This window comes from Paucibacter sp. B2R-40 (assembly GCF_025717555.1).
Lineage (GTDB): Bacteria > Pseudomonadota > Gammaproteobacteria > Burkholderiales > Burkholderiaceae_C > Paucibacter_A.
The window spans coordinates 412,110-426,886 of sequence record NZ_JAJIRP010000004.1 but is presented as its reverse complement, the minus strand read 5'-3'; the positions used below and the strand labels follow the sequence as shown (position 1 = coordinate 426,886).

The 14,777-nt window shown below is 61.0% G+C and carries 16 protein-coding genes and 1 other RNA gene; 13 read left to right on the top strand and 4 right to left on the bottom strand.

From position 1 onward, the window contains the following. The first annotated feature begins 52 nt into the window (after positions 1-52). Entirely contained in the window at positions 53-583 is a 531-nt protein-coding gene (locus tag LNV09_RS11175) for a DUF1569 domain-containing protein (protein ID WP_263557163.1), read from the top strand. A 50-nt stretch (positions 584-633) separates the two neighbouring features. Then, the gene (locus LNV09_RS11170) at positions 634-1,398 is read left to right on the top strand and encodes an enoyl-CoA hydratase (protein ID WP_263557162.1); all 765 of its coding nucleotides are present in this window, start codon (positions 634-636) and stop codon (positions 1,396-1,398) included. On the opposite strand, the gene LNV09_RS11165 is transcribed toward LNV09_RS11170, so the two are convergent. Continuing rightward, complete coding sequence (locus tag LNV09_RS11165) at positions 1,382-1,756, bottom strand: acyl-CoA thioesterase (RefSeq protein ID WP_411969265.1); 375 nt, start codon at positions 1,754-1,756, stop codon at positions 1,382-1,384. The genes LNV09_RS11170 and LNV09_RS11165 overlap by 17 nt on opposite strands. 118 nt (positions 1,757-1,874) lie before the next feature. Here LNV09_RS11165 and LNV09_RS11160 point away from each other — a divergent pair, with 118 nt between their 5' ends. Next, entirely contained in the window at positions 1,875-3,692 is a 1,818-nt protein-coding gene (locus tag LNV09_RS11160) for an ABCB family ABC transporter ATP-binding protein/permease (RefSeq protein ID WP_263557160.1), read from the top strand. A gap of 91 nt (positions 3,693-3,783) precedes the next feature. Here LNV09_RS11160 and LNV09_RS11155 read toward each other — a convergent pair whose 3' ends face one another. Beyond that, positions 3,784-4,488 (bottom strand): hypothetical protein, encoded by a 705-nt coding sequence (locus tag LNV09_RS11155; RefSeq protein ID WP_263557159.1) that lies wholly within the window; start codon positions 4,486-4,488, stop codon positions 3,784-3,786. Positions 4,489-4,648: 160 nt separating this feature from the next. Here LNV09_RS11155 and LNV09_RS11150 point away from each other — a divergent pair, with 160 nt between their 5' ends. The 9 genes from LNV09_RS11150 to LNV09_RS11110 all read left to right on the top strand — a co-directional run bounded on the left by LNV09_RS11150 (position 4,649) and on the right by LNV09_RS11110 (position 13,116). Further along, positions 4,649-5,560 carry a LysR substrate-binding domain-containing protein gene (locus tag LNV09_RS11150; RefSeq protein WP_263557158.1) on the top strand — a complete coding sequence of 304 codons (912 nt, stop codon included), beginning with the start codon at positions 4,649-4,651 and terminating at the stop codon, positions 5,558-5,560. A 117-nt stretch (positions 5,561-5,677) separates the two neighbouring features. Next, positions 5,678-6,574: a transporter substrate-binding domain-containing protein gene (locus LNV09_RS11145; RefSeq protein WP_263557157.1), complete on the top strand. Its 897-nt coding sequence runs from the start codon at positions 5,678-5,680 to the stop codon at positions 6,572-6,574. 95 nt (positions 6,575-6,669) lie between these two features. Continuing rightward, complete coding sequence (locus LNV09_RS11140) at positions 6,670-7,413, top strand: amino acid ABC transporter permease (protein ID WP_263557156.1); 744 nt, start codon at positions 6,670-6,672, stop codon at positions 7,411-7,413. Beyond that, a complete protein-coding gene (locus LNV09_RS11135; protein WP_263557155.1) occupies positions 7,413-8,078 on the top strand; it encodes an amino acid ABC transporter permease in 666 nt (221 codons plus the stop codon). The genes LNV09_RS11140 and LNV09_RS11135 overlap by 1 nt, the downstream gene beginning before the upstream one ends. Positions 8,079-8,100: 22 nt before the next feature. Continuing rightward, entirely contained in the window at positions 8,101-8,835 is a 735-nt protein-coding gene (locus LNV09_RS11130) for an amino acid ABC transporter ATP-binding protein (RefSeq protein ID WP_263557154.1), read from the top strand. Between the two features lie 63 nt (positions 8,836-8,898). Beyond that, complete coding sequence (gene pyrC / locus LNV09_RS11125) at positions 8,899-9,957, top strand: dihydroorotase (protein ID WP_263557153.1); 1,059 nt, start codon at positions 8,899-8,901, stop codon at positions 9,955-9,957. 32 nt (positions 9,958-9,989) lie between these two features. Beyond that, on the top strand, positions 9,990-10,712 hold the full coding sequence (locus LNV09_RS11120; protein WP_263557152.1) for a DUF3025 domain-containing protein: 723 nt from the start codon (positions 9,990-9,992) through the stop codon (positions 10,710-10,712). Positions 10,713-10,744: 32 nt separating this feature from the next. Then, positions 10,745-12,133: a S1 family peptidase gene (locus LNV09_RS11115; RefSeq protein ID WP_263557151.1), complete on the top strand. Its 1,389-nt coding sequence runs from the start codon at positions 10,745-10,747 to the stop codon at positions 12,131-12,133. Next, entirely contained in the window at positions 12,100-13,116 is a 1,017-nt protein-coding gene (locus tag LNV09_RS11110; protein ID WP_263557150.1) for an FHA domain-containing protein, read from the top strand. The genes LNV09_RS11115 and LNV09_RS11110 overlap by 34 nt, the downstream gene beginning before the upstream one ends. A 4-nt stretch (positions 13,117-13,120) precedes the next feature. Here the strand turns inward: LNV09_RS11110 and cysK are convergent, their stop codons facing one another. Further along, the gene (gene cysK, locus LNV09_RS11105) at positions 13,121-14,038 is read right to left on the bottom strand and encodes a cysteine synthase A (protein WP_263557149.1); all 918 of its coding nucleotides are present in this window, start codon (positions 14,036-14,038) and stop codon (positions 13,121-13,123) included. Further along, entirely contained in the window at positions 14,028-14,327 is a 300-nt protein-coding gene (locus tag LNV09_RS11100; RefSeq protein ID WP_263557148.1) for a helix-turn-helix domain-containing protein, read from the bottom strand. Before LNV09_RS11100 ends, cysK begins: the two co-directional genes overlap by 11 nt. A 50-nt stretch (positions 14,328-14,377) precedes the next feature. On the opposite strand from LNV09_RS11100, the gene rnpB reads away from it, so the two are divergent. Beyond that, positions 14,378-14,755, top strand: an RNA gene (gene rnpB, locus LNV09_RS11095) — RNase P RNA component class A. The last annotated feature ends 22 nt before the right edge of the window (positions 14,756-14,777 follow it).

Below are 14,777 nucleotides of genomic sequence, written 5' to 3'. Positions count from 1 at the left end.
CCCCCCGAGGGGGCGCAAGAAAGCTTGGGACGGCCCGGCGCTTTCTTGTGAGATGACGACCCGGCGAACGGTTTTACGCGGCGCGGTCTTGCTGGCCGCGCCGGCTCTGCTCGTCGGTTGTCAGGGCGACTTGAGCCCCGCCTTCGCGACCTGGAAACAGGCGCGCAAGGCGGTGTTCGAGTTGCTGTTCAGCCCGCCCAAGGTGCAGGACAACGCCTGGACCTTGGCGCAGCTGCTGCAGCATCTGGCGCAAAGCATCGAGTTCTCCATCAGCGGATTCCCCGAGCTGAAACCGGCTTGGTTCCGCTCCAGCGTGGGTGCTGCGGCCTGGGCCTTGTTCAACGCCCGCGGCAAGATGTCGCACAGCCTGGACGAGCCGATTCCCGGCGCGCCGGCGCTGGACGTCGAGCGCAGCCTGAAGTTTTCGGTGCAGCGCCTGCTCGATGCGATGGATGCATTTGCGGCGCACAAGGGGCCCTTGGCGCCGCATTTCGCCTATGGCCCGCTGAGCCGCGAAGAATATGAGCGCGCACACCTGATGCATTTGGCCAATCATTGGCAACAACTCGGCCGTGCATCCTGAGCGCTTGCGTCACAATCGCCCCGAAATTTGAAGAAATTGGAGACTGCCCCATGAGCATCAAAACTGCCGTCGTCAACGGTGTGGCCACGATTGAAATCGCCCGCCCCGAAAAGAAAAATGCCTTGACCCGCGTGATGTACCAGGAGATGGCCGATGCGCTGATCGCTGCCAACACCGACAAGACGGTGCGCGCGGTCTTGATCCAGGGTCAGCCCACGGTCTTCACCTCGGGCAATGACATCGAAGACTTCATGAGCAGCCCGCCACGCGATGAAGACGCGCCGGTGTTCCAGTTCATGCGCGCGCTGCTGGGTTGCGAAAAGCCCGTCATCGCGGCCGTCAACGGCGCGGCGATCGGCATCGGCACCACCATGCTCTTGCATTGCGACTTTGTCTATGTGGCCGACGATTCGCGCCTGGCCATGCCTTTTGTGGGCCTGGGCCTGGTGCCCGAGTTTGGTTCCAGCCTGATCGTGCCCAGCTTGATGGGTCACGCCAAGGCGGCCGAAAAGTTATTGCTCGGCGACCCCTTCACTGGCGCCGATGCGGTCGAGTGCGGCATCGCCAATGGCGTGCTGGCTGCCGGCGAAGTGGTGGCTTATGCGCGCCGCGTGGCCGAGCGCTTCAATGCCTTGGCGCCGAGTGCGGTGCGCGAGAGCAAGCGCCTGATGCGCCGGCACAGCGCCGCGCAGGTGATCGAGACGATCAAGGTCGAGGCCGAGATTTTTGGCGCCCGCCTGCGTTCACCCGAGGCGATGGAGGCCTTTCAGGCCTTCTTCCAGAAACGCCAGCCGGACTTTACGAAATTTGACTGAAGGGCCGCGGCTTGCCTTCGTGGTCAATCGCCACATAGGTCAGCTGCGCCTCGGTCACCTTGACCACTTCCGGATTGGCCGGGTTGCGCTCGGCCACCACCTCGACCTGCACGGTGATCGAGGTGCGTCCGACGCGGGTGACCTGAGAGTAAAAGGACAGCAAGTCGCCGATCGAGACCGGCTGCTTGAATAAGAACTCCTTCACCGCCACCGTGGCGACGCGGCCCTTGGAAATGCGCGCCGGCAGGATGGAGCCGGCAATGTCCACCTGCGCCATGATCCAGCCGCCGAAGACGTCGCCGTTGTGATTGGCGTCGGCCGGCATCGGCATCACGCGCAAGACCAGCTCGCGCGGCATGGCGCTTGGATTGGCGCTTGAGTTCGATGGGCTTGCAGCGGGCTGGATGTCGGTCATGTGGGTTCCTGAGAGAATTGCTATGCCATTCTCGGTCACAGCTCAAGAATCTAAACAACACATGCGAAGCAGCCCTGCGCTTACCCCTTCTTTAAACGGCAGCGTGCAGGGCGCGCCGGCGGCCCCGCGCAGCGACTGGGCCACGATCAACAAGCTCTTGCCCTATCTGTGGCGCTATCGCTGGCGCGTCGGTATTGCGCTGAGCTTTATGTTGTTTGCCAAGCTCAGCAATGTGGCTGTGCCGCTGCTTTTGAAATCGCTGGTCGACAGCCTGGCCATCAAGCCCGGCTCGGCTGCCAGCGTGGCGGTGGTGCCCTTGGGGCTGCTGGTCGCTTACGGCGCCCTGCGCTTGATGACTTCGCTGTTCACCGAGTTGCGAGAACTGATCTTCGCCAAGGCGACCGAGGGCACGGCGCGCAGCATCTCCCTGCAGGTATTTCGGCACTTGCACGCACTCAGCCTGCGCTTCCACTTGGAGCGCCAAACGGGCGGCATGACGCGCGACATCGAGCGCGGCACGCGCGCCGTGCATTCGCTGATCTCCTATTCGCTCTACAGCATCGTGCCCACGCTGATCGAGGTGACGCTGGTGCTGACGTTGCTGGCGGTCAAGTTCGATGCCTGGTTTGCCTACATCACGCTGGCGGCCTTGGTGCTTTACATCAGCTTCACCATCACGGTGACCGAGTGGCGTACCAAGTTCCGCAAGCAGCTCAATGAGCTGGATTCGGTCGCGCACAGCCGGGCGATCGACTCCTTGTTGAACTATGAAACGGTCAAGTACTTCAATAACGAAGACTTTGAAACGGCGCGCTACGACGAGAGCCTGGAGAAGCTGCGCCGCGCGCAGCTCAAAGCACAGTCGACGCTGTCGCTGCTCAACACCGGCCAGCAATTGATCATCGCCACCGCCCTGGTCTTGATGCTGTGGCGGGCGACGGTGGGCGTGGTGTCAGGCAGCATGAGCCTGGGCGATCTGGTGATGGTCAATGCCTTCATGATCCAGCTCTATATTCCGCTCAATTTTCTCGGTGTGATCTACCGTGAAATCAAGCAAAGCCTGACCGATCTGGACAAGATGTTCGGCCTGCTGGAGCGCGAGCGCGAGGTGGCCGATGTGCCGGGAGCCGTGGAGTTAGCTATTGACGGTGCTGCGGTGCGTTTCGAGTCCGTCAGTTTTTCTTATGACAAAGCGAGGCCGATTCTGCATGAGGTGAGCTTCGAGATACCGGCCGGCAAAAAGGTCGCCGTCGTCGGGCCCAGCGGCTCGGGCAAGAGCACGCTGGCTCGTCTGCTCTATCGCTTTTATGACATCGACAGTGGCCGCATCACCATCGACGGCCAAGAGCTGCGCGCTGTCACGCAAAGCAGCTTGCGCCGCTCGATTGGCATCGTGCCGCAAGACACGGTCTTGTTCAATGACACTGTGGCCTACAACATCGCCTATGGCCGACCGGGTGCGAGTCAAGAGGACGTGGAAGCTGCGGCGCGCGCCGCGCATATCCATGCCTTCATCGCTGGCATGCCCAAAGGCTACGACACCATGGTCGGCGAGCGCGGGCTCAAGCTCAGCGGCGGGGAAAAGCAGCGCGTGGCAATTGCCCGCACACTGCTGAAGAATCCGCCGCTGCTGATTTTTGATGAGGCGACCTCGGCGCTGGATTCGACCAATGAGCGCGCCATTCAAGGCGAGTTGGAGTCGGCAGCGCAGAACAAGACGGTGCTGGTGATTGCTCATCGGCTGTCCACCATCGTCGATGCGCATGAGATTTTGGTGCTGGAGGCCGGCCGCATCGTTGAGCGCGGCCATCATGAAGCCTTGCTGGCGCTGCAGGGCACTTACGCCCGGATGTGGCGTTTGCAGCAAAGCGGTGACTAGGTACCGAATGGCGCCGCAATTCACAGAACAAAACACAAAAGAGCCATGCAACTTGGGATTGCACGGCTCTTCTAGTTGGAAAGTCTAACTTTCAAATTGCCTGGCGCTTGGTCCGGCTCCAAGCCAAGGCGGCGAGGGCCGCCAAGCTCAGGGCCACGCCACCGGGTTCGGGAACATGTGTGCCATCTCCGAGCAGATTCAACTTGAAATCGTCCAGGTAGAACAGACCGTTGCCGCCGGTGATGACGATGGATTTGCCGATTTTCCCGTTTGCAATTGTCGAATGCGCATCGTTCCAATTGCAAAGAAAGCCTGCGCAGCCTTGCTGACCAGTCAACTGCAAATCAATGCCACCCAAGTTATCGCCGCCGCCATTCGCTTCGCTAAAAATCTTCACGGCGCCAGAAGTTGCGAAATCGGCCGACGAGTAGCTGAGGAAGAAGTCATCGTTGAATCCATCCTTGACATTGATGACGAAAGTGGCCTCGGTCGATGTGCCGCCGTCCCACAAGATCACGGCACCCCTGTTGGCGCTGTAAAACGGTGGGCTTTGGTTGGGAGCGTCAATTTTCCCTCGATAGAAGTTGCCGTCTCCGGGGTCGGTTTTGGCGATCGAGCTGGCTACGCCAAAGCCGCCGCCGCTGAAGCTGACGCCCAGGTCTTTGTAAAGCTGGGTCGTCGACAGGAGCGTGGTTTTCGCATCCACCTTTTCAAAGTCAAGCGTGGTCGGCGCTGTCATCGCTGACGAGGCCAGGCCCAGCAAGGCGCTGGCGATCAGGGTTTTTGCTGCAAGCATGGGCTGGTTCCGTTCGAGTCATGGAGTTGAAAGGTACTTGAGGCGACTGTAAACACTCGAAACTCGAAAAGTGCCCCGTCAACCCCCTGCAATCGGGGGGTTAGCACCCCTGGTTCAGGGTATGTGCTTATCCAAACGGCAGGGCGGCTACACTGAAAGCGTGGAAACCAAATGGCTTGAAGATTTCGTCAGCTTGGCCGAGACGCGCAGTTTTTCGCGCTCCGCCCAAGTCCGGCATGTGACCCAACCGGCGTTCTCGCGCCGCATCCAGGCGCTGGAGGCTTGGGCGGGCGTGGACCTGGTGGACCGCTCCTCTTACCCAACGCGTTTGACCGGTGCCGGCGAGACGCTGCTCGGCCAGGCGGTAGAGATACTGAGCAACCTACAGGCAACGCGCAATATGCTGCGCAGCCACCAGTCGGCCGGTCAAGACATGATCGAGTTCGCGGTGCCGCATTCGCTTGCCTTCAGCTTCTTTCCGCATTGGCTGATGGATCTGCGTCAGCGGTTCGGTGCCCTTAAATGCCGGCTCAATGCACTCAATGTGCATGACGCGATGTTGCAGCTGAGCGAGGGCAATTGCGATCTGCTGATTGTTTATCACCACGCCAGCCAGCCCTTGCAACTGGACCCGGAGCGCTACCAGATGGCCTCGCTGGGGCAAGAGACGCTGGCTGCCTATGCCAAGGCCGATGCCAACGGCGAGCCGATGTTTCGCCTGCCGGGCCGGGCAGGGCAAAAGATCCCCTTCCTCAGCTATGCCTCGGGCGCTTATCTTGGGCGTTTGGTCGAGTTGATCGCCAAGGCCTCGACGGTGCCGCTCAACCTCGACGCTATCTATGAGACCGATATGGCGGAAGGCTTGAAGGCCATGGCCCTGGAGGGACATGGGCTGACCTTTTTGCCAGCCAGTTCGGTCAAGAAAGAGCTGGCCGCCAAAAATCTGGTGCGCGCTGCCGCCGCCGGAGAGTTCGAACTGACCATGGAGTTGCGTATTTACCGCGAGCGCCCCGAGCTCACCCGGCGCAGCAAGCCAGCAGCCCAAGCCTTGTGGGATTTTTTGACCGAATAGTGCGAGCCGCGTACATGCGTGAAAACACGTATTCGACACAGGCCTCACCGGAGCGGCCGAGCCCCTAAGATGAGGCCTGAGATTTACACCGAATTCCTCTTTCATTCCGGAGTGTTTATGACCAAGAAGACATTGCTCGTCCTGGCCCTGGCTGCCGTCACAGGCATGGCCCAGGCTGAAGATACCTTGAAGAAAATCAAGGACAGCGGCAGCGTCACCATGGGCGTGCGTGAGTCCTCGGGTGCCTTGTCCTACACCTTGGGTGACGGCAAGTTTGTGGGCTATCACGTCGAGATCTGCGAGAACGTGTTGCGCGATGTTCGCAAACAATTGGGTATGAGCGCCTTGGCCGTCAAGTACCAGCCGGTGACCTCGCAAAACCGCATCCCTTTGGTTCAAAACGGTACGGTCGATATCGAGTGCGGTTCCACAACGAATAACGCGACTCGGCAAAAAGATGTGGCCTTTGCCGTCACCACCTTTGTTGAAGAAGTCCGTATTTTGGTCAAGGCCAACTCCGGCATCACCGCGATTGCCCAGTTGAACGGCAAGAACGTGGCCACCACCACCGGTACCACCTCGGTGCAGACGCTGCGCAAGAACGAGCGTGCCACCGGAGTTGATTTCAAAGAAGTCTTCGGCAAGGACCATGCTGACAGCTTCTTGCTGCTGGAGTCGGGCCGCGCCGATGCCTTCGTGATGGACGGCGCCATTCTTGCCGGTCTGACCGCCAAGTCCAAGAATCCGGCCGACTTTAAAGTGGTCGGGGAAGTGCTGTCGGTTGAGCCTATCGCCATCATGATCCGCAAGGATGATCCGGCCTTCAAGAAGGCGGTGGACGACAGCATCAAGGCGCAGATGAAGTCGGGCGACATTGCCAAGACTTGGAACAAATGGTTTGAGCAGCCCATCCCGCCGACCAATACCAAGGTCGGCATGGCTCCCAACGAAAACACCAAGCACGCTTGGGCCAATCCGAACGACAAGCCGGCCGAAGACTACGCCAAGAAGTAAGGCCTTGGCGCTTTAGTACGCTGACCACAAGCATCGAACAGGCCGCCCGGCAATCGCTCGGGCGGCCTTGTGTTTTATTCGACAGGAGAGCTGCCTTGGCAACTTGGGATTGGCAGGTGTTCTGCAAGGACACCATAGATCAGCAGGACGTGCCGCGCTGCTTTGGCAGCGGTGGCGAGATTACCTATCTGGATTGGATGATGTCGGCCTGGGGCTGGACCATGTCGGTGTCGGGTTTGGCATTGATTTTGGCCTTGTTTTTTGGCGTCTTGATGGGCATTTTGCGCACCACACCGAACAAGAAACTAGTATTTTTGGGCGATGCCTGGACCGAGCTTTTCCGCAATATCCCCGTGCTCGTGCAGGTGTTTCTTTGGTATTTTGTCGTGCCCGAATTGCTGCCGGTGATGAAGCAAGTGCCGAGCTTCTTGTTGGTGGTGCTGGGGCTGGGCTTCTTCACTTCGGCGCGGATTTCGGAGCAAGTCAAGGCCGGTATCCAGAGCCTACCCAAGGGTCAGACCTACGCCGGCTTGGCGGTCGGCATGACGCTGCCCCAGACCTACCGGTACGTGTTGCTGCCGGTGGCGCTACGCATCGTGATCCCGCCCTTGACCAGTGAGGCCATGGGCATCGTCAAGAACTCGGCGGTTGCGTTTGCGGTGTCGGTGCCGGAGCTGATCATGTTTGCCCGCCAGGCGCAGGAAGAGACCTCCAAAGGCATCGAGATCTATCTGGCGGTGACGGGGCTGTACTTCATCTCCTCGATTGCGATCTTTGCGGTCGCCCGCTTTATCGAGTTGCGTGCGCGTGTGCCCGGCATGGTGGGGAGCAGCCAATAATGAATCTCGATTTTGCTTTTCTCACTTGGGGCGTGCTGGGCAGCTATGTGCTGCAGGGCTTCTATTTCTCGCTCCAACTGACCTTGATCGCGATGGTTGGCGGCATCGCTTTGGGCACTTTGTTGGCGCTGATGCGTTTGTCGGGCAAGCCGATGCTGGCGCTGCCGGCGGCCGCCTATATCAACACCATGCGCAGCATTCCGCTGGTGATGGTGATTTTGTGGTTCTTCTTGCTGATCCCATTTCTGATCGGTCGCCCGCTCGGTGCCGAAATCTCGGCCATCGTGACCTTCACGCTGTTCGAGGCCGCTTACTACGCCGAGATCATGCGGGCCGGCATCCAAAGCGTGCCCAAGGGGCAGACCTACGCCGGTTATGCGGTCGGCATGAGCTACGGCCAGACCATGCAACTGGTGGTGCTGCCGCAGGCTTTTCGCAATATGTTGCCGGTGCTGTTGACGCAAACCATCATCTTGTTTCAAGACACTTCGCTGGTCTATGCCATCGGGGCCTACGACTTGCTGAAGGGCTTTGAGACGGCGGGGCGCAATTTCAACCGGCCAATCGAAACCTATTTGGTCGCCGCCGCCGTTTACTTCGCCATCTGTTTTGGCATGTCGATGCTGGTGCGCCGACTGCAAAAGAAGATTGCCATCATCCGCTGATGCGGGCCCGGAGAATCATCAAATGATAGACATCAAAAACGTCAACAAATGGTACGGCACGTTCCAGGTGCTGACCGACTGCACGACCACTATCCAAAAGGGCGAGGTCGTGGTGGTCTGCGGCCCGTCGGGCTCGGGCAAGTCCACCTTGATCAAGACCGTCAATGCGCTGGAACCTTTCCAGAAGGGCGACATCATCGTTGACGGGATCTCCCTGGCCGACCCCAAGACCAATCTGCCCAAGCTGCGCTCGCGCGTCGGCATGGTGTTCCAGCATTTCGAGCTGTTCCCGCACCTGAGCGTGACCGAGAACCTGACCATCGCGCAGATCAAGGTCTTGGGCCGCACGCCCGACGAGGCCAAGGTGCGTGGCTTGAAAATGCTGGACCGGGTGGGCCTGTCGGCGCACAAGGACAAGTTCCCGGGTCAGCTGTCCGGCGGCCAGCAGCAGCGTGTGGCCATCGCACGTGCGCTGTCCATGGACCCGATCGTGATGCTGTTTGACGAGCCGACCTCGGCGCTTGACCCCGAAATGGTCGGCGAAGTGCTGGACGTGATGGTCAAGCTGGCCGAAGAGGGCATGACCATGATGTGCGTGACCCATGAAATGGGCTTCGCCAAGAAGGTCAGTCACCGGGTCATCTTCATGGACGCCGGCAAGATCGTCGAGGACTGCAAGCGCGAGGAGTTCTTCGGCCATCCCGAGCAGCGCTCGGCGCGGGCGCGGGAGTTTTTGGACAAAATTCTGCAGCATTGAGCTTGGCAGGGTAGCTACCCCTGGGGGCCGGCCACAGAGCGCGAGATTTGGGACAATCCCCCCATGGCCAATACATCTACCTCCACCGTGGCTCCGCTAGAGCTGAGCATCACCCGCCCCGACGACTGGCATTTGCATGTGCGCGACGAAGGGGCGATGCAAAGCGTCATCCCTTTCACGGCGCGCCAGTTTGGCCGCGCCATCATCATGCCTAACTTGCGGCCCCCGGTGACCAGCGCCGCGCAGGCGGTGGCTTATCGCGAGCGCATCAGCGCGGCGGTGCCCGAGGGGCTGAGCTTTCAGCCCTTGATGACGCTGTACCTGACCGATCTGACCCCGGTTGACGAGATCAAGCGGGCCAAGGATGCCGGTGTGGTGGCGTTGAAGCTCTATCCGGCCGGTGCCACCACCAACAGCGATGCCGGCGTGACCGATATCCGCAAGACTTACAAGACGCTGGAGGCGATGCAGCGCGAAGGGCTGCTGCTGCTGGTGCACGGCGAGGTCACCGACCCCGACATCGATGTGTTCGACCGCGAGGCCGTGTTCATCGACCGCGTGATGCAGCCGCTGCGTCGCGATATGCCCGAGCTGAAGGTGGTGTTCGAACACATCACCACGCTGGAGGCTGCGCAATTTGTGGCCGGCGCGGATGCCTTCACCGCCGCGACCTTGACGCCGCAGCACCTGCTTTACAACCGCAATGCCATCTTCACCGGTGGCCTGCGTCCGCATTACTACTGCCTGCCGGTTTTGAAACGCGAAATCCATCGCCAGGCCCTGCTCAAGGCCGCCACCTCAGGGAGCAAAAAGTTCTTCCTCGGTACCGACAGCGCGCCGCATGCCTCGCAGATGAAGGAGAACTCGGTCTGTGGTGCCGGCTGCTTCACTGCCGCATCAGCCTTGGAGTTGTATGCTGAGGCCTTCGAGGCAATGGGCGCATTGGACCAGCTTGAAGCCTTCGCCAGTTTCAACGGGGCCGATTTTTACGGCCTGCCGCGCAATAGCGAGCGCGTCACCTTGCGCAAGCAAGACTGGACGCTGCCCAGCGCCGTCCCCTTCGGTGAGGCGCAATTGAAGCCCTTGCGCGGCGGCGAGACCTTGAGCTGGAAGCTGCTCTGAACTGGAATCTGGATTGGAGTGCGGCCTGGCTGATGCCCTACCGGCAAACCGGCCAAGCCTTGTCGGCCGATTTGCTGGCGGGCGCAACGGTGGCGCAGGCGCTCAATCGGCAGCTGCAAGCCCGGCCGATTCGGCTCAGTCACGGCGATTTGCGCTTTGTTGCGCAGACCGAGCTGCCGGCGGGCGAGGCCTATGAGGCCTTCATCCATCGCAGCGCCTGCGTGCCAAGCCGCGACAATTTGCATGACCTGCTGAACGGCCTGATCTGGCTGCATTGGCCGGTACTCAAGACCGGCCTGAATGCGGCGCACATCGAAGCACTGAGGCTCAGCGGCGGTGTGCAGTCGCGGCGCGGCGCCTTGCGCGATGCCTTGACGGTGGTCGATGAGAACGCGGCCTTGTTGCAGGCGCCGGCAGCCTTGTGCGAGGCCCTGGTTGCGCGCGACTGGCAGCGCTTATTCATCACCTTGCGGCCACTGTGGGCCCAGGCTCAGTTGCACTTGATCGGCCATGCCTTGCTTGAAAAATTGATGCAGCCACGCAAGCCGATCTGCGCCCATGTCTTGATTTTGCCGTTTGACGACGCGGCCATGCCACCGATGGATGCCGCGCTTGATAGCTCCCGCTTGGCCGGTAAGCCCTTCTACCCCTTGCCGGTGCTGGGCGTGCCTGGCTGGTGGGCAGGCAATGAAGATGAGAACTTCTATGCAGACACCGGTGTCTTTCGCCCTAAGGCGCAGCAGCAAACCGGCTAGCATCGCCCTCATATGAAATTCGGGAGGAATCCTTGCTGATTTTTCTATCTGTTTTGAAGGCCCGCCAGCGTTGCTGTGCGGTCATGCTCTTGATGCTGCTGGCTGGCGCTCAGGCCCAGACGGCCCCAGGCTCAGCCGGCGTACCCACTCCTGCTGCCTCGGCCGCTTCGGCACCGCCGGCGGCCGTGTCTGCCAGCGCGCGCCGGATTTATGAAGACGCGCGCTCGCAGCTGCTGCAGATCCGCACCTTGCTCAAGACGCAGAACAGCCAGGCCTCGGTCGGCTCAGGGTTTCTGGTCAGCGAGGACGGCCATGTGCTGAGCAACTATCACGTCATCAGCCAGTTCGCACTGGAGCCTGAGCGCTATCGCCTGCGATTCGCCAGTACCGATGGGCAAGAAGGTCAGCTGGAATTGCTCGACTTTGATGTGCGCCGTGACTTGGCTTTGTTGCGTGTCGTGCCAGGTGGCTTGAAGGGGCGTGGGGCCTTGAGCTTTCGGCCGGCCTCCTCGCCGCTGTCCAAGGGCGACCGCATCTACTCGATGGGCAATCCGCATGACATTGCTTTTGCCGTCGTCGAAGGCAATTACAACGGCTTGGTCGAGCGCAGTTTTGATCCGCTGATCTATTTTTCGGGCGGTATCAACCCGGGCATGAGCGGCGGGCCCGTGGTGGATGAAGAGGGGCGCGTGGTCGGCGTCAATGTGTCGGTGATGTCGTTTGCGCAGCAGATGAGTTTCTTGGTGCCGGGTCAGTACGCTCAAGCTTTGTTCGAGCGTAGCCGCAATGCCAAACCGATGACCGAGCCGGCCTGGCCGAGGTTGCGCGAGCAATTGATGGTCTATCAAGATGAGTTGACGAAACGTTTCTTGGCTCAGCCTTGGGCCACCGCCGGCCATGCACATTACCAGTTACCTGTGCCGCAAGAGCAGTTCATGCGTTGCTGGGGCCGCGGCACGCCGGCCGACACCAAGGGCCTGGAGTTTCAGCGTTCGCAATGTCGGATGGAGCATGCCTTGTTCATCAGCGGCGCGATACAAACCGGCTATCTGGACATGTCGCATGAGGCCTATGACGGCGCCAAGCTCGGGGCGATCCGCTTTGCCAAACAATATTCGGGCAGTTTTCGCAATGAACGGCTGGGCCGCGAGGACAAGTACCGCACCGCGCCCTTTTGCAAGGAGGATTTTATCTCGCGAGAAGGTCTGCCACTGCGCGCGGTTGTTTGCCTGCGCGCCTACCGCAAGCTCGCCGGTCTGCATGATCTGAGTGTGCTGGTGACGACTGTTGACGGCGCCACCGAAGGTGCGCTGGGTCGCTTTGATGCCCGTGGCGTCAGCTTTGATAACGCCTTGAAGTTGAGCGCACATTACCTGGAGGGCTTCGCATGGATCAGCAAGAGCAAAGAATCGCGCGAATAGCGGTCATCGAAGTCCTCGGTCGTGATGGCTTGGTGCGCCAAGTGCAGCGCATTGCGCACTGGCCGGCGCGTATTGGTCGCTCGCCACAGTGCGAGGTGGTGCTCGACGATGTGCATTTGGCGGCCGAGCATGCGCTGCTGCAGTGGCCCGAAGGCGGCGCGGCCAGTATCTTGTTAGCGCCGAGTCTCAACGGCGGCTGGATGGGTGAGCAGCGCTTGAGTGCGGGGGACGCTGCTGCCTTGGGCGGCGTGGTCAACTTTCAGTTGGGTGCCAGCCATCTGCGCTGGCGCAGCAATGCCGAGGCCTTGGCGCCCGAGCTGCCTATGCAGCAGCATCAACAGCGTGCTGCCAAGGTCGGCGCGGCCTGGGTGCCTGGCTTGCTGCTGCTCTGGTTGGGCTTGCTGTGGTTTGGCCGCTGGTCGGAGCTCAATCCGGGCTCGCCCTGGGTCGACTACAGCGGCGCGGTCCTGGGGCCCTTGGTGATGGTGCTGGGCTGGACGGCGCTATGGTCGCTGGTGACGCAGTTGTTCCAGCACCGCTTCCCCTTCACCACGCATTTGCGCCGTGCCTTGATTGTTTTGACTGCTTTGCAGTTGATCGAGATGGTCTTGCCCTTGCTGGCCTATGCCTTGTCTTGGCCGCGCTTGATGGTGCTGGATGCCATCCTCTTTCCTTGTGGTTTGGCGGGCTTGTTCTGGTGGCATGCCTGCCTGGTCTGGCCGCGCGCCCGGCGCTGGTTGGCGCTGGCAGCGATGTCCGGCCTGGCGACCTTGTTGGTGTTGACCGTGGCGCGCCGCCAGGAGCAGCAGTATTGGCTAGGCCCGGCCTATCTGAGCAGCTTGCCGCCGCCCGCCTTGCGCTTGGTTGAGCCGAAACCCCCGCAAGCCTTGATCGATGCCTTGCGGCCCTTGGAGGCCGAGTTGGCTCGCCAAGCCAACAAGGACAACGACTCACCCAGCGTCGAGGGTGGGGGCGAGGAATAGCGGCTCAAACGGGCAAGAAACCCTCAATCGACAAATAGCGCTCGCCGGTGTCGTAGTTGAAGCCCAGCACCCGCGCGCCGGCGGGCAGCTCGGCGAGCTTCTTGGCGATGGCGGCCAAGGTGGCGCCGCTGGAGATGCCGACCAGCAAGCCTTCTTGGGCGGCGCTGCGGCGCGCATATTCGCGCGCTTCCTCGGCCTCGACCTGGATCACGCCGTCGAGCAGATCGGTATGAAGATTGGTCGGGATGAAACCGGCGCCAATGCCCTGGATCGGGTGCGGCGCCGGCGCGCCGCCGCTGATGACCGGCGAGGCGCTGGGTTCCACCGCAAACACCTGCAACTTCGGCCAGGCCTTTTTCAGCACCTGTGCGCAGCCGGTGATGTGGCCGCCGGTGCCCACGCCGGTGATCAAGGCGTCCAGGCCGTCTGGGAAGTCGCGCAGGATTTCTTCCGCCGTGCTGCGCACATGAACGGCGATATTGGCGGGGTTCTCGAATTGCTGTGGCATCCACGAGCCTGGGTTTTCGGCCACCAGTTCCTGGGCGCGGGCGATCGCGCCCTTCATGCCTTTTTCGCGCGGGGTCAAATCAAAGCTGGCGCCATAGGCCAGCATCAGGCGGCGGCGCTCGACCGACATGCTGTCCGGCATCACCAGAATCAGTTTGTAGCCCTTGACGGCGGCCACCATGGCCAGGCCAACGCCGGTGTTGCCCGAGGTCGGTTCGATGATGGTCGCACCCGGCTTGAGCAGGCCGCGCGCTTCGGCGTCTTCGACCATGGCCAGCGCGATGCGGTCCTTGATCGAGCCACCCGGATTGCTGCGCTCGGACTTGATCCAGACCTGCGCCTGTGCGCCGAACAGGCGCTGCATACGGATATGGGGGGTGTTGCCTATGGTGGCGAGAACGTTGTCAACTTTCATGGGAATCACTCCTTGGGGACGATGAATCTTGGCCGAGCAGTTTCAAGCTCGGATGTTGTTGGGTCAAAAGCTGAAACAGGGCAAATATAGGCCCAGGCATATTGCGCGGGTCGCCGGCACTCTCGAGCGCCTGCCAGGTGCGCGATTGCAGACCGCCACGGCTGCCCGGCTGCACCGGGTAAGCCATGAGCTGCGCGGCTTCAACTTGGCTCAGGCCGGCGGCCAGGCGGGCAGCTTTGAGTTCGTCGCCGCTGGGCGAGGGCATGTCGATGTGGGTGATCTTTGGCATGGCGGGGCTTAGCAAACGAAGCTCGAATCGTAGGCGATAATGCACGCCGTGAAGTAAGCCAGACCGCCGCTGGCCCGATCATGGAAACATGGGGCTGGAGGAAGGTCCGGACTGCATAGAGCGGCGTAGCAGTTAACGGCTGTCCGGCGTGAGCCGAGGATCAGAGCAACAGAGACGAGTCGATCAAACGTGCCGGGTGTCAAAACTCGGCGGGACCGCAAGCGCAGCCTGCGGGATCGGGTGAAACGGGCAATCTCTACGCGCAGCAACACCAAGTAGGCCAGTATTGATGCGGCTCGCAGAGCTGGCGGGTAGGTGGCACCGAGCCGGGCAGTGATGCCCGGCCAAGAGGAATGGCGGTCACAGCGCCCAAGCCCGCAAGGGCCGAGGGCGCTGCACAGAATCCGGCCTATCGGCTTGCTTCACTCTTTTTATTTTCTTGTTTGACGG